A 19,410-nucleotide genomic window follows, 5' to 3' on the forward strand; every position below is an offset into this window, starting at 1 on the left:
TTCACAGACCAGCCAGTACGTTCTGCAGCGCCGGATACCCGATGAACATCAAGAAGCCCGCGAAGAAGACCACCACGGGAAGCGACATCCGCTCGGTGGCGGACTGCGCTGCCCCGTCGGACTCGGCGAGGCTGCGCGTACGCATCGCGGCTGCTTTCGCCTCCAGCGAGATCCGAACCTTGGCGCCCTCGCTGCCCGCCAGGGAAACCGTCGCTGCCAGCTCCTCCAAGTCGGTCACACCCGTGCGGGACCCGAGTTCACCCAGCTCCAGCCAGACGCTGCGGCGCCGCAGGTCCGACGCCGTCAAAGCGCGCCGCAGCTGAGCCGCTGCCCAACCCTGCGGACTCGCAGCGGCATCCGTGAGGGCCTGGTGGATTCCCGCACCGCCGGACAGGGCGATGACCGTCAGGTTGAGGAACACCGACAACGTGTGCTTCAGCTCCGCGCGCCGCTGCCGGGCCTGGCCGCGCACCGAAAGATCCGGTACGCAGAACAGCACCACAGCGATGGCGAGCGAACCGGCCACGGTGGCCGGCCACGCCGGTCCGGTCCCGGCCAGCAGCCACCACAGCAGCGAGGCGCCGCTCGGTGCGAGAAGCCCAGCCGTGAAGCAGGCGGCCTTCTCTGCCAGGAACCGCTCCACCGGCACCTCGGCCACCTGCAGGTCGCGCCGCAGCCCAGCACCGGGCAGACCCCACGCCCTCAGTACCGGGACCACGCGCCGCCCCCACCGTGCTGCCCACCCGGTTTGTTCGTCCGCCTCTGCCGCCGCATGGGCAGCAGGCGGCGTGGGCCCGCCGAGCTGAGACAGAGTGTCGGCCAGTGAGGGCTTCGGCGGGTTGAGCCCGTACACGATCACGGCGAGAAAGCCGCCGAGTCCAAGGCCCAGAAGAATCCCGGTCACCGCCCCGGCCCTTCCTCATCCGTCGAGCGGCCGACCCTGAGGATTCGTGGCTCCTCCTTCAGAGTGGCGATCTTCAGCAGCCACCAGAAGGCCAGGCCGAACAGACCACCCACAAAGGCGAGAACCAGCTGCCCCTCGGCCGTCGAATAGGGATCAAGGTAGGGGCGGTTGAGGATGACGAGTCCCGCTCCCATGGCCAGGGTGGTGGCGGTGATGACGCGCACCGAGGTGCGCACCCGGCCGCGTCCGGCCTCGATCTTCAGCCGCATGGTCACCTGCTCGCGGGTCGAGGCGGCCAGCTGCCCGAGCAGAGCTGCGAGTTGGCGCGCCTGCCGCTCGGCCGCCATGACCAGCGCGGTAACCACCATGTCGCAGGTGCCGTCGTCGACCTCGTCAGCGAACGCGCGCAGCGCGTCGCCCAGCGGTTCGTCGTTCTCGATACGTTCGGCCAGGCGCAGCGCCGCCTCACGCAGAGGGGGCGGTGCGATGGGCGCAGTGGCGAGGATGGCCTGCTCCAGGCCGGCCGCCGCGGAGAGGGTGTCGCGCAGCATCTCCGCCCAGGTCGCGACCGCCTCCAGCTTGGCGGTACGGGCTGCGGCCTGGCGGTCCGGGCCAAGCAGCCTGGGCAAGGCCAGGACCGCCACCAGGGCCAGCAGTCCGGCGACCGGCCAACCGGTCACCGCCCCGACCAGCACGGCCGCCAGCCCCGCTGTCACCCCCTGCCGTGTGCTCACCCGCAGACGCAGCCGACGTCGCGCTGAGCGCGGCTCGGCCGGGCCGTACAGAGCGCCGTGGACGATGAGCCACGACGCCCCGGCGAAGCCCGCGCCCAGCAACAAACCCAAGAGACCGCTATGGGTCATGAGGATCGCCCCCATCGCTCCCCGCGCAGCAGCGCGACATCAAGGCCTGCGTCGACCAGGTCGTCGAAGGTTTCCGTCCGCAGGGGCGCTCCAGCCACGGCCCGTCCGTCCGGTCCGGGCTTGTACACCTCATTGGAGACGATCTGCGGACCGTCCGCATCCACGACTTCGCGGATGGAGTCGATGGCCCGGCGGCCCTCGTGGTCCCATCCCAGGTGCACCACGAAGTGCACAGCTGAGGCCACCATCAGGTTGGTCGCCTCCAGGGAGAGGCGTTCTGGGGACTGGGCGGCGTAGGCGGCGAGCTTGGTGAAAACGCCGCGCGAGGTGGAGGCGTGGATGGTGGACAGGGAGCCGTCGTTGCCCTGGCTCATGGCGTTGCACATCGGTACGACTTCCGGGCCGCGGATCTCCCCGACAATCACCCGGTCCGGAGACATCCGCAGCCCCCAGCGCACCAACTCGGCTTGCTCTACAGCACCTTCGCCTTCCAGGTTGGCCTCTCGGGCCTGCAGCGCCATCACGTTCGGGTGCGCCACGGTGTCCTCGTGCAGGCCCAGTTCGAAGGTGTCCTCGATCGTCACCAGCCGCTCTCCGGGCGGGATGACCGAGGCCAGGGCGCGGGCCAGGGTGGTCTTTCCGACGTTGGTGCCGCCGCCGATGATGATGTTCTTGCGGGCCAGGACTCCCGCCGTCAGGAAGGCCGCGAGCCGCTGGTCGCAGACGCCGAGCCGGTGCACCAGGTCGTCCATCGTCACTGTCTTGAAGCGGTGGCGGCGGATGGTCAGCCCCACCCGGTGGGAGAGAGACATCACCGCGAACAGCCGTGATCCATCCGGAAGACAGATGTTCAGGCTGGGCGATCCGCGGTCGAAGCGCCGCTCCTCGAGCCCCGAGCGGGCCGCGATCTGTCGTACGACATCGATCAATTCGGCATCGGAGGCCGCTACGGGAGCGCGCCGCTCCTCGGTGCCGTCGGCGTAGCGCACAAAGACCCGGTCCGCGCCGTTGATCTGGATGTTCTCGATCCGTTCGTCGTCAAGGAGCTCCTGCAGGGAGCCGAGTCCGAACAGCGCCTCCATCACCTGCCGCTCGATCGCCCCTCGTTCGCCGTCATCCAAGGCGGGGCTGCCCAGGCACAGCCGAGCCTGGTTGTGCGAAGCGAGTTCGTCGGCGAGAAGCTTGCAGGCGAGCGCCCGCCGCTCGCTGCTGCTCTGGACCGGGAGTCCGGCTTCGCTGCGCGAGTGCGCGAAGGAAGTCAAAGTAGCCGCGATGCTGTCCCTGAACTGCTCTGCGGCCGATGGCCCCTTCTCCGTACGGTGGTTCACTGCGTCCCGCCCTTCTCCAGGGCCCGCACGGCGCCGGGCCGCCTCCGCACGGGGGCGGGCAGCGCACGCGTGCCGAGCCGCGCCAGCTCACCGCGGAGCCCGCTGGGCGTCCCCTCTTCGTCGCCCCCGGCCAGTTGACGGGCAAGTCCGGACGCGGCGGCGGCCAGCGGTGAGCGACGCCACCGGCGCTCACCCACGCGCGCCTGTCCGGACAGCGCCGCACCGGCCCGGTCGTCCCAGGGCAACAGGTGAATCCGGTGCTGCTCCATGTCCAGCGCCATGGCGATGTCGGCTGCCGAATAGCGGCACGGCCCCACCACCGCCAGCTCCGGATCAGCGCCGTCCAACCAGCCTGGCCGGGCCGCGACATCGGCCAACGCCTCCGCGCGGCCACGGGCCACCAGGACCATCCGGTCCGCCGCCCGCGCCAGTTGCCGAGACGGCGCCGGGCCCAGGCGTCCAAGATCCAGCAGCACCGTGCCCTCACTATCAGCGTCACCTGTCAGCACGGACAAGCGGTCGGCGACCTCGGTGACGCTGTTGAAGGCTTGATCCGCACCGTTCGGCGCCACGATGACCGGTACGTCCCCGGCCACGTGCTGAGTGCAGGCGTCGAACTCCGCATCGGCGCCCGCGTGCCGGGCCCCGGCCGCCAGCGCGAGCAGTCCGTCGGTGTCCGGGAGGCCGAACCGGACGGCGAAATCACCGCCGGCGGCGTCGGCCTCCGCGACCACCGGTCGCCTCGTCCCTCCTGCGGGCCAGGTCGCGGCCAGCGCGAGAGCGAGCGTGCTCACCCCGGGAGCGCCCTTCAGCGATCCGAGCGCGATGAGCTTGCGCATCACGACACCTCCGTCACCGAAGCGCCGAGCACCGCGATCCGCGGATCAGTCATCTGCGCCGCGCGCCGCACCGCCGCCGCATCCACCAGGACGGTCACCGCGCCCTTGCCCGAGGCGGACTGCGGCCGGCGTACCGCGAAGACCACGCCGAGCACCGGATCCGGCTCCTTCACCTCCTGGTCGCCGCCCGCGCGCCCACCCGGCCCGGTGCCGGGCACCACCGCCACCCGCTGCCCGGCCGCCAGCCCGGCGGGCACCATCCCCTCTTCCACACCCACCACGACCAACGACCGCCCCTCGGGCGGAAACTGCGCCCCCTCCCCCACCTGCCCGGGAGCCAGCAGCTGCCCCGCCAGCAACGGCACCACGGCCCTCCGCCCGACCACGGCGTCCCGACGTCCCTCGGGCACAACCTGGGCCGCGTCGTCCACACCGAGGCGTACGGCGCTGACATCCAGGTCTTCGATCACCTCACCTGCCGCGACCGGTCGCACCACGGTCAGCACCGGCTGCCGCTCCCCAGCCGTCCCCAGCAACCACGAAACGCCGCCCGCACAGGCGACCGCCCCGGCCACACCCACCGCGATCAGACCCGGCCGCCACCGCCGCCGCGCCCCCACCGGGCCGCTGCCCGCAGGCGGACCATCAGCCGATCGCTGCGGGGATCTGAGCCGTCCCCATGCACCGTTCGCTCTGCCAACCGTCCTGGAAGAAGACAAGGAAGTACCCACGACTCACCTCACACGCTCAAGAAGAACCCCGCCCGGCACCGCCCCCGGTACCGGCAACACCCGCACCGCCAGAAGCGGTCAGGCCACCACCAGCGCCTGCGCCTCAGCCACCCGCAGCGGCATCTGCGCCTGTGTCTCAAGCCCCGGAATCACGCCCTGCTGGCCCCCTCCGCGCCACTCCACCACCCACGTGACGATCACCGAGATCGTGAACGCCTCCTTCGGCTGCCCCGCCGACGACCGCAGATACGTATGCCCGCAGTCCGGCGACTCCGAAGCCGACACGTACTTCGACGAGTACGGCGTCCCCTCATCCCGGCAGACCACCATCTTCCCGTCACCCATCACCCACGTCGCCCGCCGCGGTGTCGCCGTAGCCGTGACCGTCACCCCAGGCACCTTGGCGGTCTCAGAGACCGGCTTCCACATGCTCCGATCCAGCCACATCCACGTCGGCACTCGCACCAATTGGGCATGCTTCTCGTCAGGGTTCGTACGGATCTCCGGCTCGGGGAGTACCAGCTCCCGCACGACTTGGCGGGCGATCACCTCGGGGTCCGGCGCAGGCGCCCTACCGCCCTCCTCTGGCTGCTCGGGCTGCTCGCCTTTCTGTCCGGGCAACGGCTGGGCCAGGATGGGCACACCATTCGGGCCGTAAAGCTGCCCGGGCTGGCGCCCCCACGCCATCGCTTCATTAGCACCGGAACCGGAACCGGAACTTGGGGCACGGCTCGCGCCCCCTCCGCCCCCTCCGGACGACGGCCGCTGACGGTGACCGACGCCAGAAGTCCCACTCTCGCGGTGTGCACCGACTTTGCACTCCGGCGCCGCCGGGCACTTCACCCCGGTGCCGAAGTTCATCCCCTCATCACCGCCTCCGCCCGCCGCGCTCACTCCGGCCAGGGGACCGAGTACACACAGCGCCACCACGGCACCGATCACGCTCTTCCCGCACACCGACCCGCAGTTCACGACACACACGTGCCCACGTCCTCCCAGTAGAGGTCGGACACCTTCCACTTACCGCCGTCTGTGCGGACGACCGTGGCCTCGGTGTGACGGCGCCCACCAGAGAGGCTGCCGTCGGGCGACTCATCCGGCTTGACCTGCACCCACTTGGAGCCGTCGACACAGTCCTTCAACACGACCTTGTCCGAGCCCGACTTCACCACGGACGGAGCCGCAACTGCCGCGCCCTGCATGGTCACGCCAGCCTTACGGGCCTGCCTCATCACGTGCTGCAGCAGCTGAAGCGCACCCCTCTGCGCGTGATCATCGAGGCGTGGATGCTTCGGGTCTGCCGTACGGGACGCCGTCGCCGCGTCCTGCCACATCGCCAAGTAGGCCACCACGGCTTCACCGTCAGACCCAGACGACGTGCTCGGCGACGGAGAGGAGGCCGAGGGATCCGTTCCGACTGAGGAGGGCCGAGCAGTGCGCCCCCCGTCAGGAGAACACCCACCTGCCAGGAGGGCAGCAGTCAGGGCCCCGACACCCAACACCGACGCTTTGCAGCGAGAGTTGATCACCCGCAACGCCCCCATTCCGCCGCTCGGACGCAACCGACTTTCATCGGTCACCCTCAGTCACGACGGTACGTTCCCCCGCCCTCTCATCCGCAACCGCAAACGTGGAGCCCGATGTTCAGGCAGTCACGCACCGCACTCAATCGACGATGCCGCTGCCACGCGACCCGGTTACGCAAACTCACAGAACTTCGCCCTATCGAGTGAATGCGCTGCAGAGTTCGGAGCCAAGCGTCACCACGCCGCATCACTACTGCCCGTATCCGCGCTCCAGGGACAGCCGTTCGACGGGACACGGCGTCCGGCGCACGACATTGCTTGTGCCACCGTCACCCTTGCGCCGAAGCGCCCGGCATCTGCAGCGGCAGCGGCAGCGGCAGCGCCAACCACGCCGACTTGCCGCCCCTGACTCGCTCCATCCCCCACGCTCCGCGGGTGAGTTCATGCACGATGTGCAGTCCGCGCCCGCGCTCCGTGAGCACCGCGCACAGTGCCTCCAGACCACCACCCCGAGCTTCTTCGGCCGGGCTGAACGGAGCGGTCGAGGGAAAGGCAGGGATGTCGGGGATACAAGGGTCGCCGTCCCGTACTTCGCAGATGATCTCCTTTGACGCGAGTCGCACCCGCAGCTCGTACGGACCGATCGCGTGCTCGCACGCATTGGCAATGAGCTCGGACACCGCGAGCACGGCATCATCGACCGTGTCTTCGGTGCAGCCGAGGCGGAGCAAGGAGCGCCGCACCACTGCGCGAGCATGACCGGTGGCAGCACGGTCACAGCTGAGCCAGCGATACGTAGCAACGACCCTGTCGCAGGGGGGAGTTGTAGTCATCGTGTGCCTGCCTGCACGGCATGGCGACCACATTCGACGCGACGGTGGCGCCCCCTTGGGCGCACGAGGGAACGAAAGTCGCCGAGCAACAGAGACACGCTGAGAAGCACGGCCACCAGCAGCAGAACGGTGGCGAACAGGGCAGGAGAGAGCACGGCGACCTCCACAGCGATCAGCGATCGGGAACAGGTCGACGACACACGCCGCTCATCAAGAGCGGAAGCCCGCTCTCAGAAGCACTTTCCGGCCCGCACTAACGAACGGGCTGCAGGGCGCCCCAGCCGGCCACTCGCACGTGGAAGCAACAGTCAAAAGTCAAAGAGCCCGCTGACAGGCTGGCCCCACCGAGCATCAGCGGCTGCACCGGCTCACGACGACGGCTGGACAGAAGAATGCCGGCTCACCGCTCGGCGACGAACGACCCCATACCCGGAGTGGTGATGATGAGCCCTTCCTCGCGCAGCGCCGCCGTGGCCTTGCGCACCGTCACCCGCGACACCCCGAACTCCCGCTCCAACTGCACTTCGGAGATCAATCCGCGCACGGGGTACTCGCCTTGAGCGATCCGTTTCCGGATCACCTCAGCGATCTGCTGCCACTTGGGCTTGGTCGGGTCGAAATCGAACACAGTAGAACTGTACGTACGGGCTCCCACCCAGGCATAGAAGCTCCTCTGCATACACAGCTATAGACAGGTATGTACAGGCCTGGCTACAGTGCGCAGCGACGGACCCCGGCGACGGATGGAAGCCGCCCCGGGGCATGGCCGAACGCTACGAAGGAGCGTCGACATGCTGGATCGTATCCGTGACCCCCTCGATCGAGCCCTCACCCGTTGCGCGCCACGCCACCACCACGTCCTCACCCGGCCCGGAGTGCCGGCGCAGCCGAAGTACGCAGAGGCGGAGGGGCGCTAGGTGTCCCCGCATACCGGCAGTCCGGCTGCCGTCGCCCCGCAGTACCTGTGCTTCAGGAGGGCGCCACGCCCCATCGCCCTGCACAGCAACGACGGCGATGTCCGGTACGCCGCCTTCGCCTTTCTCCCGGCACCGGAACGCGTCGCAGAGGTACGGCGGGCCGTCACCTCAGTGCTCGCATACTGGGAGGTCGACGAAGACGTACAGGATGTGGCTGTCCTCGCCGTGAGCGAACTGGCAACCAACGCCGTGCTGCACGCCGCGGCATCAACCACGATCACCGTGCTGGTCGAAGTGGCGTCCTACCTCCATGTCGCGGTGCGCGACGGGACCAAGCAGCTCCCCGTGCGCAAAGATCCGCGCGGCACCGACAACGAGAACGGTCGCGGGCTGGCCATAGTGGAGGCCTTGTGCTCGGAATGGGGAACCACGGTCTACAGCGACGGAACGAAGTCCGTGTGGGCCAACTTTCCTCTGCCTCGCGGTGCCTCCGCCTGACGCGTGGCCATTCGAGTCGCCACGGGCAGCCGGGGGCATGCGCAGCAACCACTGTGCCCGCGGCGGATGTTGTTCAGCCTCGACGCTCCAATGTGTCCTGAGCCTCCCCGTGTCGATGGAGCTCGTCCTCACGATAGCTGCGCGCACGGCCGCACAACCTATGACAGCATCGGGAGGGGGAGGAAATGGAGCCAGACGCATAGCCCGAGAATAGCCACTCTCGCAAGGACAAGTATATAGTTCGGGGCGTCACCCGAGATCCAGTAAATCTCCCGCTTCTCCCATCTGCGCCGAACTGCAAAGAAGGAGATATCTGCACTCCAGCCGACCGCTGAAATCAGCGCGAAGAGGAGTGAGGTTGCCGGAGTGAGGGCATCAAGAATCTCATCATTCCGCAGGGAAACCGCGCACAACGCGGTGGCACCGGCAGCGACGGCCAGACATGCATTCCAGACCCCTTGCCAGAATGCCGAAGCTATGGAGCGGTAGTCTTCACGTGCGGCCTGCTGCCGTCGACGGGCAGGGTCGTACGTCACCACCTCTGGGGCCGCCGGGCCATTGAGATTTATCTGAATCCCGTGCCCCTGAACAGGGCCGCGGAACTCGTTGTTCGTGAAGTCAGACTCGTGCTGCTCAGGCGGCATTGCAGTACACCCCGCTACATTGAGATGTTCTGAACACCGGATCCCTGAACTGGCCCATGGAACGTGTTTCCAGCAAAAGTGACACTGGATTGCTTCGCATAACACAGCTCAGACTGCAGTTCTCGGATCAATGCGGCAAGTTCCGAAGCAGCATCAGGGTCTGCTTCAATCACTTGCCTCAGCTGTGTACGCAACGAATCTCTGATGGCGCGTTCCGCCGACTCACCCCCTTGCCGCTGAGCATCCATCAACTCACGCCTGAGCCGATCAACTTCCTCGATGGCCTGAACCTGCTGACCCTCGCTCCGGCGCCTCATCAGGTTGCTCAGTCGTGGACGAAGACGCGTATACGCGTCAGTGACCATGAGCCCTCCAAGCGCTGCAACGCCGCTCTCGACGAGCATCGCCAACTCCGCTTCCACAGATCCCCCCCTTGCCTCAATACAGCAACTCACCGATCGTAGGACCCTGTTGGGCCGCTGTCAGGCGCTTGAGCCACTACGAGGTTTCCGACAGCTCAACCCAGCGGGTCATCGCGTCCCAGGACTGAACCAACTCCAAGATTGTTTCCATCGTCGCCTCACCTGGCCCCAATGCGCTGGTCAGTACGAGCAGTAGTCCACCACAGTGCTTAACCGCGTTGATAAATTCCGGTGCCGCAGGGGCGGACCAGACATGGTGTGCGGTAGCTACGGCCACCTCCCCTGCCTCAACGTACCCCTTTGCTAGGTTATCGGACGGCGCGTCCGCAAGGCCTTTCCAAAGAGGCCTCAGTTTCAGCATTTCAGCCAGCCGAGATCTCGGACCGTATGCACCTGTGACACTCCACCTGCCCGCACTGTCAGCCATCAACTGAGAAGTCTCGAGCGACGGGTTCACAAAAAGGGCAGGAACAATTCCCTCAGTGCCCTTAACTGGAATTGGGCCAGTGACAGATATCCAGCTGGATGCACTACCCTTAGCAACAATGACCAATGCAGAGTCGTTCCAGACCGGATATCGACAGATCCCGAAATGGAACAACCTCGCGTCCGCCCAGGAGTGATGATCGTCAATACAAAGCGCCGGGACGCCGCTGCCTAGCGGATGACCACATTCGAGACAATCCTTGGCCCACAACCCCTGCATTAGGGTACGCGCTTCATCTTCGCCAAGAAGATCTAGAGTCTTCCGACTAATAGCCATGTGTGCCAGTCCCGGCAGGCCGCCCGGAGAGTCCAGGATGAACCAGTCTGGCTCAACCCCTTTCTCGATGGCACGAGCCCACCAAATGTCACCCATCTCGGTATTTCCTGTCGAATATGCAGTTACTCCCGCCATCAGAGCGCCAGCGGCCTCACCCAAGTACGCCTGCCTACTGGCAACCTCATAGGCTTTCGAGATATAAGCATTTGCATCATCGGTCTCCCCACGCTGGAGGAGTGCGCCGGCATAGGAGAGCGTCGCAAATGGAATTTCACCCTCTGCCGCTACCCGTAGCGCCTCGAGCGCTTCGTCCGATTTCCATTGAGATCTCAGCCAATCGGAGTAGTGAAGCGCGCTGCCAGCATCGCCAGCTGCAGTGCCACTCTTCCAGAGCTTAACGGCTCGCGGCCCGTCACCCAGCTTTTCGTACACCATTCCGAGAGTACCAATTGATTGAATCTCGCCCCGTTCAATTGCCAGCTCCAGCCATGGAATCGCATCTTCCAGGTTGCCGGAATCCATCTCTATGGCACCCAAATTGTGGGCTCCAGTGGCATCGCCAAGCTCTGCGGCTCGCCAGAAATTGGCGATGGCCTGCTGGTGGTCACCTTCACCGAACAGAAGAGCGCCCAGGGTGATGAGACCGTCCAGGTCATCGACTTCTGCTAGCGGCTCTACCACGGATATTGCGATGTCTGGGCGCCCAGCCGCCCTAGCCATCGTGGATACGGATATTCTCCGCGAATTTTCCACCACCGAGAGGGCTTCGCCCCAGACAGGCTCTGGCAAGGTCATCGCTTCAGCTCTTCGGGCAGTATCTGAAACCAAATAGTCGAACGGCTTCCAGTGCCCTTTTCTTGCTGGAATTAGAGGGCTCGTAACCCCCAACACAACTTCGCTTGCCCAATGCCACGCTTCATCCAACGGTTCCGGGCGCAACGCGAGGCCGCCAGCCTCCTCCAAGTAGTATTCATGCAGTCTCTCCAGCGATTCTGCAGGCACTGCAGAGGCCAACCCAGTACGTGCAAGGTCTACAGCAGCAGCTACGAGTGCAGCTCCCCTCGGATTTCCTCTGACTCTCGAAGCCCTCTTCCAGAGGGAAAGCACCTGAGGGCCGGATGCCAGATACTCTGCCACGCCGTGAGTTTCGTCCGACTTCAGCGCTTCGTAGATCCTTGGATCTACGTATTCTGACGCTCGTTTCCGCTCTTCTGTGCTCCAGACGCGCTCGACTGTGATGTGCCGAGAGGCTCGTAGCATCCGTGAGGCTGATCCACGGATCCTGGCACTTTCCTGCCCTGGTAACTCTCGCTGACGACCGTCACTCAAATAGTTCTCGTAGAATTCTGTGCGCAGAGTGGAGAGTATTACAACTTGATCCTGTAGCAACGAATCAAGCAACTGCGGCGTAAGACCGTCTGAGCGAATGTAAGATTCTAAGTCATCGAGCCAAATAACTCTGCCAGAGCTTTGCTCACGCGATGCCAGAATGAGACTCAGGTCCGCATCCGGGTCCGGCTTGCAAACCATTGCGTCGGGGAGATTCCTAGACATGGACTCGAACAGGGTTCGCGTCTTACCTGAGGCTGAGTCGCCTGACAGCAGAACTAGACCACCGGTATCACGTACCTCATTGAGAAAACGGTCAAGCTGCTTATCTACATCACGCTGAACGTACTCTACGATACGTGGATGGCCTGGCGAATCTCGAACAGGATGAACGCCAAATGTTGTTGGGTCAGCTTGAGAAACGGGGCGCCATGAGTAATCACTCGCTGACTCGACCTGCAAAGCCCTACTGTTGGGTCGTGGGACTTCAACTAGGATCGGCCGAGTTCCAGTTGAAGCGCTTACGGCCTCCACGAATCCCGCATCAGCAACGAGAGTGGAAATAGGGATCGCCTCGATGCGGCTATGCTCCCATTGGGTTGGATCTCCGCTTACGATGCCAACCAAGAACCCCTCTAGGAAAAGCCCAGCCCCTGACATACCTTGCCACGGGGACGGGGAAGTTCCAGATCCCGGGGGTGCCGCGTGAATGTTGTCGAGTACATAACGTTCACGCAGGATTGAGGACCCTGGCTTCAGAGTCCCCACGATCTGCTCTGTGTCTGGAGTTGTTGTCCCTGTACGCGAGATCTGCGGATACCCAATCGCCTCACAATTGCTCCGTGAGGAGACTCCACTGATCCGCCCCCATCGGATGTCCGTGATGTGACACGAGGTCGACTGCGCTACGAGGTCCTCCTCAGCCTCAAGTAGGGCCGCATCGCAGGCGCCATCTCTGCGCTGCCACACTATTCGGCATGCGCGCACACCCATGCCGCGATGAACTGCTACGCGCGCAGCCGTGGTCCCATCAAGGAGATGCGCCGAGGTGAGTACGAGGCGCGAGGTCAGAAGGTAGCCACTGCCTTGCCTCGCTGCCTGTACCAGCGCCACTCGCTCCGCGGCATACCCAGTCATGCGCCGTGATCCCGCGCCGTGCCCTCGTCGAAGAGAGACATGTCCGCGTGCGTGTCGTTCCCGATGCTGACCAGTTCACCATCTGGCGAGTTCATCGGCCGCAGACGCAGAGACACCTTATGAGTCACGGCCTTTGACATGTTGGACTGAGCGTCACCCGACACCACCCAAGCTTTGAAACCGAGTTTCGCGCCGGCGTCTCGCCTTAGTTCGACTGTGAAATCCAAAGCGATCTCTTCCACAGCAAACTTCAGTTCTTGCCCATCCGAGGCGGCCACCGCTGCCAAGAGCTGATCACGCAGCCCCTGCACTGCCATTGTTAGCTCGACGTTTTCAAGGAGGGCGTCCATGTGCTCGGCTCCGGCCACTCGGGTCTTGATTGATCGGCCACCAATAGCACACGCACTTGAGACGCGGTGCTCACATCGACGTAGCGAGGCTAGATAGGTGCGCTCCTCGGCTCAAAACCAATGTCACATTGGGAGTTGGAGTTCTGAAACCCGCTTAACCATCCTGCTTCACCCTCCGGTGGCCGTGGCCCAGCAATCACCTCAGATCCGGCATCCACGCAAGCTGCACCAGCGGCGTCCCCCGCTTCCGGGTCACGAGGTAGCCACGTCCCTGCGGCATCGGTCGCGCCCGCACGTCTCCGAGGATCTCCCCTTCGTTCGGGTCGCCGGACAAGACCACACCCTGGGCTCCGAGTTCCTTGATGCGCTGCATGAAGGATTCGTACATGGCTCGCGACGCACCCGCCGTGCTGCGGGCGATGATGAAGCGGACGCCGACGTCACGGGCGAAGGGCAGGTCGTCGACCATGGCAGACAGGGGGTTGCCGGCCTGGGTGGAGACGAGTTCGTAGTCGTCGATGACGATGAAGACCTGGGAGCCGGTCCACCAGCTGCGGTCGCGGAGTTGTTGCGGGGTGACGTTGTCCGGGGGTTGGCGTCGGGCTACCAGGCCGTTGAGGGCTTCCATGTGCATCTGCAGGGCGCTGGCCGTGGGGGCGTACTCCAGCAAGTGGCTGGAGGGGACAGCCTCCAGCAGGGAGCGGCGGTAGTCGCCGACGACGATCTTGGCCTCGTCGGGCGTGTAGCGCTCGGCGATCTTCTGGGTGATGTGGCGCAGCGCGGCGGTCTTGCCTGATTCGCTCTCGCCGAAGATGAGGAAGAACGGGTCGGTTTCGAAGTCGATGTAGACCGGTTCGAGGTTGGTCTCGTCGATGCCGATGGCGATGCCCTGAGCCTGGGTCTCCGAGGCTTTGGGGAGTTGGTCTGCTGGGACCTTGCGGGGCAGGAGGCGGACGCGCGGGGCTGCCGGGCCGTGCCAGTGTTCGCGGACGGTCTGCACGAGGCGGGCGGTGGACTGGGAGAGGTCTTCGTCCTCGTCGTTCTGCTCGATGCAGGGGACGGCGGCCATGAATTGCAGATGTTCCGGGACCTGTCCGCGGCCGGGCATGCCGATGGGGACGTTGGCGGCGACCTTGCGGTTGAACTCGGAGTCCATCGTGTCGCCGAGGCGGAGTTCGAGGCGGCCCAGGAGCTGGTCCTTCACGGCCGCGCGGACCTCCATGTAACGGGAGGCGGTGAGGACGACGTGGATGCCGTAGCCGAGGCCGCGTGAGGCGAGGTCGGCGACGACGCCTTCGAGGTGCTCGTATTCGCTCTTGAAGGCGCCCCAGCCGTCGATGAGGAGGAACACGTCGCCCCAGGCTTCGCCTGGCAGTTCACCTGCGGCTCGTTTGCGGCGGTAGGTGGTGATGGAGTCGATGTTGTGGGCGCGGAAGTATTCCTCGCGGCGGTTGAGGACACCGGCCACTTCGGCGACCGTGCGGCGTACCCGTTCGGGATCCAGGCGTGAGGCAATGCCACCGACGTGCGGCAGGTCGGCCAGGGCGACCATGCCTCCGCCGCCGAAGTCCAGGCCGTAGAACTGCACTTCGTGCGGGCTGTGGGTGAGCGCGAAGGACGAGATCAGCGTGCGGAGCAGGGTCGACTTGCCGGACTGGGGCCCGCCGATGATCAGCATGTGGCCGGCGGCACCGGAGAAATCCTGGCGCAGGGTTTCACGGCGCTGCTCGAAGGGCTTGTCGATGAGGCCGAGGGGAACGGCGAGGCGGCCAGTCACCAGCGGGTCGTTGGTGGTGTAGCCGCGGTCGGCGCGCGGGGCGAGCGGGGGCAGGAGCTGCGCGAGGGTCGCCGACCTGTCCAGCGGCGGCAGCCAGACCTGGTGGGCGGGCGGGCCCTGTCCATCGAGGCGCCGCACGATGACGTCCAGGACGGTGTCGGCCAGTACGTCGACGTCTGCGCCTGGGTGCATGGCGCCGGTGCGCGGATCGTGGGGGGCGTAGACCGCGGGCACGGGGGTGGCACTGAAGAGGGCGGAGCGGCGTTCGACGGGCAGCTGACCTTCGGCCACGCTTGGACCACCGGTGCGGTAGTTACCGGAGACGTAGGCCGCCTTGAAGCGGATCATCTCGTCGGTGGCGAACTTCAGATAGCCGGAGCCGGGCACGGACGGCAGGTGGTAAGCGTCGGGTACGCCGAGGGCGGTGCGGGACTCGGCGGCGGAGAAGGTACGTAGACCGATGCGGTACGAGAGGTACGTGTCCAGACCGCGCAGCTTGCCCTCTTCCAGGCGCTGCGAGGCGAGCAGCAGGTGCACACCCAGGGATCGGCCGATGCGTCCGATCTGGATGAACATTTCGATGAAGTCCGGCTTGGCGGTGAGGAGTTCTGAGAACTCGTCGATGACCAGGACCAGGGAAGCGAGCGGCTCCAGGGCGTGGCCGGCCGCGCGGGCCTTCTCGTAGTCGTGGATGTTGGCGAAGTTGCCCGCGGAACGGAGGAGTTCCTGGCGGCGCTGGAGTTCGCCGCGGATCGCGTCGCCCATGCGGTCGACGAGGGTGAGGTCGTCGGACAGGTTGGTGATCACGGCGGAGACGTGCGGCAGTTTCGCCATGCCCGCGAAGGTGGCGCCGCCCTTGAAGTCCGCGAGGACGAAGTTCAGCGTCTCGGAGGAGTGCGTGACGGCCAGGCCGAGGACGAGGGTGCGCAGGAGTTCCGACTTGCCGGAGCCGGTGGCACCGACGCAGAGCCCGTGGGGGCCCATGCCGTCCTGGGCCGCTTCCTTGAGGTCGAGCATGACGGGTTCGCCGTCTTCGCCCACGCCGATGGGGACGCGGAGGCGTTCGGCCGTCGAGCGGGGCCGCCAGGTGGTCGTCACGTCGACGGTGGCCGCGTCGCCGAGGTTCAGCAGGTCGGTGAAGTCGAGGTTGGCGAGGAGTGGTTCGTCGTCGTCTCCGCCGATACGGAGCGGTGCGAGGCGGCGGGCCAGAACATCTGCCTCGGTTGTGGAGAGGCCGTCGGGGATTCCCTCGTAGACGATGTCATGGCCCGATTCGAGGCGGAGTCGTCCGGGGTGGACGACCACGGACAGGCCGCCGCGCGGCTCCTCCGGGTCGAGGTCGCCGTCGACGACTTCGACGATGGTGACGCCTTGCAGGCCCTCCGGTGTGGCGAGCAGGGATCCAGGCGGCATGCGGCCGCCGTCGAGGACGACGACGATGTGCGGCAGGTCGTACAGTGGCTGGCCTTCGCGGCTGAAGCGGGGCCGGCCGTCGAGCCGGTCCTGGAGCAGTTGCTCCAGCTCCTCCAGGTCGTCGCCGAACAGGCGCTTGGTGCCGGTGCCGTCGAGCTGTCCGGGCAGCTGGGTGTGCGGCAGCCACTTCGTCCAGTCCCAGCGCTCGACCGCCGGCGGGTCCGCCACGACGGCGACCATGAGGTCCTCGGGTGAATGCAGCGTCACCAACTGGGCGATGAGTGCCCGGGCTGTCGACTGCGCGCTCGGCCCGTCCCCGGAGATGGTGACGTGGTAGAAGGCGCGCATGGACAGCGCCACCGGCAAGTTGTCCACCGCCCCGTGCACGGCCAGGAACTGCTGCATCGCTCCCGCGCTCAGCGGCTCCAGTTCGTCGATGGGCGCGGTCTCGGGGGCGATCAGGGGTGTGGCCAGCTGTTGCGGGCCGAGCCCGATGCGGGCCTGGCCGAAGTCACTGTCGCTGACCCGCCGCTCCCAGATTCGGGTGCCCTCGGCGACGATCGACCACAACTGGTCGGGATCGGGGTGCACATACAGCTGGACGTTGCGCTGCACACGTTCCGTCTTGCGTACCGAACGCCGCAACTGCGCCAGATACTTGAGGTAATCGCGGCGGACGTCCGCCATCTCCCCCTGCGCACCGCGCCGGTAGCGGATGAACTGCGCAATCACCATTGCCACGGTCGAGACCGCCATCAGCACGCCCATGATGCGCATGAACGGGTGCAAATTCGGCATGAAGAAAAACACCACCGACGAGCCCATGCCGAGCATCGGCAGAAGCTGCAGCAGCACGCCCTCCTGCTGCCCGCGCGGCAGCTCAGGCGGGCTCTGCAGCACCAGCTCATGCGCGGGAACATCGGGCAGCGCAGCACGCGGCGGCCGCTTCACGACGATCTGGCTCACCGGAGATCAGTCCCCCCATGCGTACGGCCCGTACGGAGAGGAGTCCTGTATTCCGACGCCCCCGTGACGACGGTCCCCTCCGCACGGCAGCGATCGTACTTGCGAATACTTCTCCGGTCCCCGGTAGGGTGGCGCGCACCGCGCGTAACTGTGGTTCTGGGGGCTGGGCAGGTGAGTACGACTTGAGTACGACGGTGTATACGAACTCGGGAACCGGATTCCGTCGCGTCACGGTCGTCGCGCCGGACAGCCGCATCGATGTCGCGCTCGCCGAGGACCTCCCGGTCGCCGAGGTCTACCCAGAGGTCCTGCGCCTGACCGGTCAGACCCAGCAGGCGGGCACACCGACGGGGTACCACCTCGTACGCGCGAACGGCTCCCTTCTCGATCCCACGCTCACCCTCGCCGCGCAGCGCGTGGTGGACGGCGAACTGCTCACTTTGCGGCCCTTGACGCGTTCCGTTCCGCCCGTGGTCTTCGATGCCGTCTCGGACGCCGTCGCTTCCGCAGTCAGCCGCGACCGGCGCCTGTGGGGCGAGGATCTGCTGCGCGGCGCCGGGCTCATCGGCTCCGTGCTGCTGCTCGCCCTGATGAGCTTCCTGCTGTGGTCCGCCGATCCGATTCGCCATGACATGCACGGCCTGCCGGGCATCGTCGCGGGCGCGGCGGGTGTGCTGCTCGCGGCGTTCGCAGGCGTACGGGCCCGGGCCTACGCAGACCGTGCGACCGCCGTCGCCTTCGGCCTGGGCTCGCTGCCCCTGCTACTCCTCGCGGGATCCGGCATCGTCGCTCCCGATGCCGGACAGGGGCCGGGACGCCTGCAGTTCCTGCTGGGCTGCGTCTGCGTCCTGATCGCCTCGGTGACGCTGCTCGCTCTGACACCGGACGGCGCGGCACCGTTCGTGACGGCCACCTTCGTGGCCACAGTCGGCACGCTCGCGACCTTCACCGCCATCCTGACCGAAGCCACCGCGACTGCCACCGCGTCCGTGTGCGTGCCCGTCGCCGTCGGCCTGGTCGCGTTCTTCCCTGGCCTGTCGGCACGCTTCGCCCGGCTCCCGATCGGCTACGTCGCACCGCGCAGCGCCGCCGACCCCTACGGCGCCGAACCGGACACCGTGCCGCAGGCCCACCCCGTCGGTCAGCCCGTGGACGCGGACGTCATCGGCGCCCAGGCCCGTCGCAGCCACGAACTCCTCCTCGGCCTGGTCGGCGGCTGCGCCACGGTGGTCACCGTCGCCGCCGGCATCCTAGGCTTCTCCGACAACGTCTGGGCCCAACTCCTCGCCCTGGCCGCAGGCCTGGCCATGCTGATGCGCGCCCGACTCTTCCGATACACCTCCCAAGTGGCCTGCGCGTTGATCGCGGGCATCCTGTCAATCAGCCTGCTGCTCGTGGGCCTGGCCCTCAACCCGCCAGCCGATCTGTACGGCGAGCTGGTGCGCTACGGCGACCGCAGCGGCCTGGACATCCGGGCCCTGTGGCTGTTCGCCCTCACAGCCGCCGGCGTGGCTCTGTTCACCGCGATCGGCCTCGTCATCCCGAAGCAGGGCCTGTCGCCCTTCTGGGGCCGCTTCCTGGACCTGGCCGAGAGCACGGTCCTGCTGTCGCTGGTGCCGCTGTGCCTGGCCGCGCTTGAATTGTTCGACGCGGCGCGGTCGCTCACCAGCAGCTAGCAGGTGCGTCTGAGCGGTCAGCCCTGCGGGAGGGTCAGCACCATGAGGATGACCAGGAGCTGGGGCGCCACGGCCAAGGTGGCGGCCCAGCGGCGCCGTGTCTGATTCCGCGGCTTCCAGGGCAGCGCCCAACAGGCAATCAGGGAACCCAAGGAGACCAGCCAACCGACAGGCAGCGCCACAAAGATCGCATCGAGCGTGTGCGTGAGCTGAGCCGAGCAGTCGTCGGGGCCGCAGGAATCCGTCGCCATGACAGACAGGCCGGCAAAGCCGTACGCGACCGGCGCCAGGATCAGCAGCCCCAGCGTGGTCATCAACGGCACCCACCACGCACTTCCGTCCCTGCCCTCCGGGTCACTGGAGACTGATGGAAGGAGGAAGTTGAGGGCGGCCCAATCGGCCCGCAGCTCGGCGTCCGACCGCAGATCCATGTCTGTCCGTGCACGCTCTTCGCTCATGTGCCGAGTCAACCCGCTACCGGAATGAGCCACATC

General features: G+C 66.3%; 17 protein-coding genes. 2 read left to right on the forward strand and 15 right to left on the reverse strand.

Features of this window, described 5'->3' with window-relative positions:
* Position 1 precedes the first annotated feature (1 nt).
* The 9 genes from ACFQVC_RS12950 to ACFQVC_RS12990 all read right to left on the reverse strand — a co-directional run bounded on the left by ACFQVC_RS12950 (position 2) and on the right by ACFQVC_RS12990 (position 7,652).
* Positions 2-904, reverse strand: a complete 903-nt coding sequence (locus ACFQVC_RS12950; RefSeq protein ID WP_381830231.1) for a type II secretion system F family protein — start codon at positions 902-904, stop codon at positions 2-4.
* Positions 901-1,782, reverse strand: a complete 882-nt coding sequence (locus ACFQVC_RS12955; protein WP_381830233.1) for a type II secretion system F family protein — start codon at positions 1,780-1,782, stop codon at positions 901-903. The genes ACFQVC_RS12950 and ACFQVC_RS12955 overlap by 4 nt, the downstream gene beginning before the upstream one ends.
* The gene (locus ACFQVC_RS12960; protein WP_381830235.1) at positions 1,764-3,095 is read right to left on the reverse strand and encodes a CpaF family protein; all 1,332 of its coding nucleotides are present in this window, start codon (positions 3,093-3,095) and stop codon (positions 1,764-1,766) included. Before ACFQVC_RS12960 ends, ACFQVC_RS12955 begins: the two co-directional genes overlap by 19 nt.
* A complete protein-coding gene (locus ACFQVC_RS12965) occupies positions 3,092-3,934 on the reverse strand; it encodes a CpaE/TadZ family protein (protein WP_381830237.1) in 843 nt (280 codons plus the stop codon). Before ACFQVC_RS12965 ends, ACFQVC_RS12960 begins: the two co-directional genes overlap by 4 nt.
* A complete protein-coding gene (locus tag ACFQVC_RS12970; protein ID WP_381830239.1) occupies positions 3,934-4,440 on the reverse strand; it encodes an SAF domain-containing protein in 507 nt (168 codons plus the stop codon). Before ACFQVC_RS12970 ends, ACFQVC_RS12965 begins: the two co-directional genes overlap by 1 nt.
* 303 nt (positions 4,441-4,743) lie before the next feature.
* Positions 4,744-5,286, reverse strand: a complete 543-nt coding sequence (locus ACFQVC_RS12975) for a hypothetical protein (protein ID WP_381830241.1) — start codon at positions 5,284-5,286, stop codon at positions 4,744-4,746.
* 347 nt (positions 5,287-5,633) lie between these two features.
* Positions 5,634-6,017, reverse strand: coding sequence for a hypothetical protein (locus tag ACFQVC_RS12980; RefSeq protein WP_381830243.1), 384 nt, complete (start codon positions 6,015-6,017; stop codon positions 5,634-5,636).
* 503 nt (positions 6,018-6,520) lie between these two features.
* Positions 6,521-7,057, reverse strand: coding sequence for an ATP-binding protein (locus tag ACFQVC_RS12985; protein ID WP_381830245.1), 537 nt, complete (start codon positions 7,055-7,057; stop codon positions 6,521-6,523).
* 367 nt (positions 7,058-7,424) lie between these two features.
* Positions 7,425-7,652 (reverse strand): GntR family transcriptional regulator, encoded by a 228-nt coding sequence (locus ACFQVC_RS12990; protein ID WP_381830247.1) that lies wholly within the window; start codon positions 7,650-7,652, stop codon positions 7,425-7,427.
* 289 nt (positions 7,653-7,941) lie between these two features.
* Between ACFQVC_RS12990 and ACFQVC_RS12995 the strand changes: the two genes are divergently transcribed.
* Positions 7,942-8,439, forward strand: coding sequence for an ATP-binding protein (locus ACFQVC_RS12995; protein WP_381830249.1), 498 nt, complete (start codon positions 7,942-7,944; stop codon positions 8,437-8,439).
* A 158-nt stretch (positions 8,440-8,597) separates the two neighbouring features.
* Here the strand turns inward: ACFQVC_RS12995 and ACFQVC_RS13000 are convergent, their stop codons facing one another.
* From ACFQVC_RS13000 to eccCa, 5 genes are all read right to left on the reverse strand, one after another.
* Positions 8,598-9,083: a hypothetical protein gene (locus tag ACFQVC_RS13000; protein ID WP_381830251.1), complete on the reverse strand. Its 486-nt coding sequence runs from the start codon at positions 9,081-9,083 to the stop codon at positions 8,598-8,600.
* Between the two features lie 14 nt (positions 9,084-9,097).
* Positions 9,098-9,505 carry a hypothetical protein gene (locus ACFQVC_RS13005; RefSeq protein WP_381830253.1) on the reverse strand — a complete coding sequence of 136 codons (408 nt, stop codon included), beginning with the start codon at positions 9,503-9,505 and terminating at the stop codon, positions 9,098-9,100.
* Between the two features lie 76 nt (positions 9,506-9,581).
* Complete coding sequence (locus tag ACFQVC_RS13010) at positions 9,582-11,405, reverse strand: tetratricopeptide repeat protein (RefSeq protein ID WP_381830255.1); 1,824 nt, start codon at positions 11,403-11,405, stop codon at positions 9,582-9,584.
* Positions 11,406-12,730: 1,325 nt separating this feature from the next.
* Positions 12,731-13,084: a trypco2 family protein gene (locus ACFQVC_RS13015; protein ID WP_381830257.1), complete on the reverse strand. Its 354-nt coding sequence runs from the start codon at positions 13,082-13,084 to the stop codon at positions 12,731-12,733.
* A gap of 196 nt (positions 13,085-13,280) precedes the next feature.
* Positions 13,281-17,240, reverse strand: coding sequence for a type VII secretion protein EccCa (gene eccCa, locus ACFQVC_RS13020; protein ID WP_381830259.1), 3,960 nt, complete (start codon positions 17,238-17,240; stop codon positions 13,281-13,283).
* A gap of 182 nt (positions 17,241-17,422) precedes the next feature.
* On the opposite strand from eccCa, the gene eccD reads away from it, so the two are divergent.
* Entirely contained in the window at positions 17,423-18,916 is a 1,494-nt protein-coding gene (gene eccD, locus ACFQVC_RS13025) for a type VII secretion integral membrane protein EccD (protein ID WP_381830261.1), read from the forward strand.
* Positions 18,917-18,933: 17 nt separating this feature from the next.
* Here eccD and ACFQVC_RS13030 read toward each other — a convergent pair whose 3' ends face one another.
* On the reverse strand, positions 18,934-19,374 hold the full coding sequence (locus ACFQVC_RS13030) for a hypothetical protein (protein WP_381830263.1): 441 nt from the start codon (positions 19,372-19,374) through the stop codon (positions 18,934-18,936).
* Between the last annotated feature and the right edge of the window lie 36 nt (positions 19,375-19,410).

Source organism: Streptomyces monticola, from assembly GCF_042665355.1.
In the GTDB taxonomy this organism is placed as follows: Bacteria; Actinomycetota; Actinomycetes; order Streptomycetales; family Streptomycetaceae; genus Streptomyces; species Streptomyces monticola.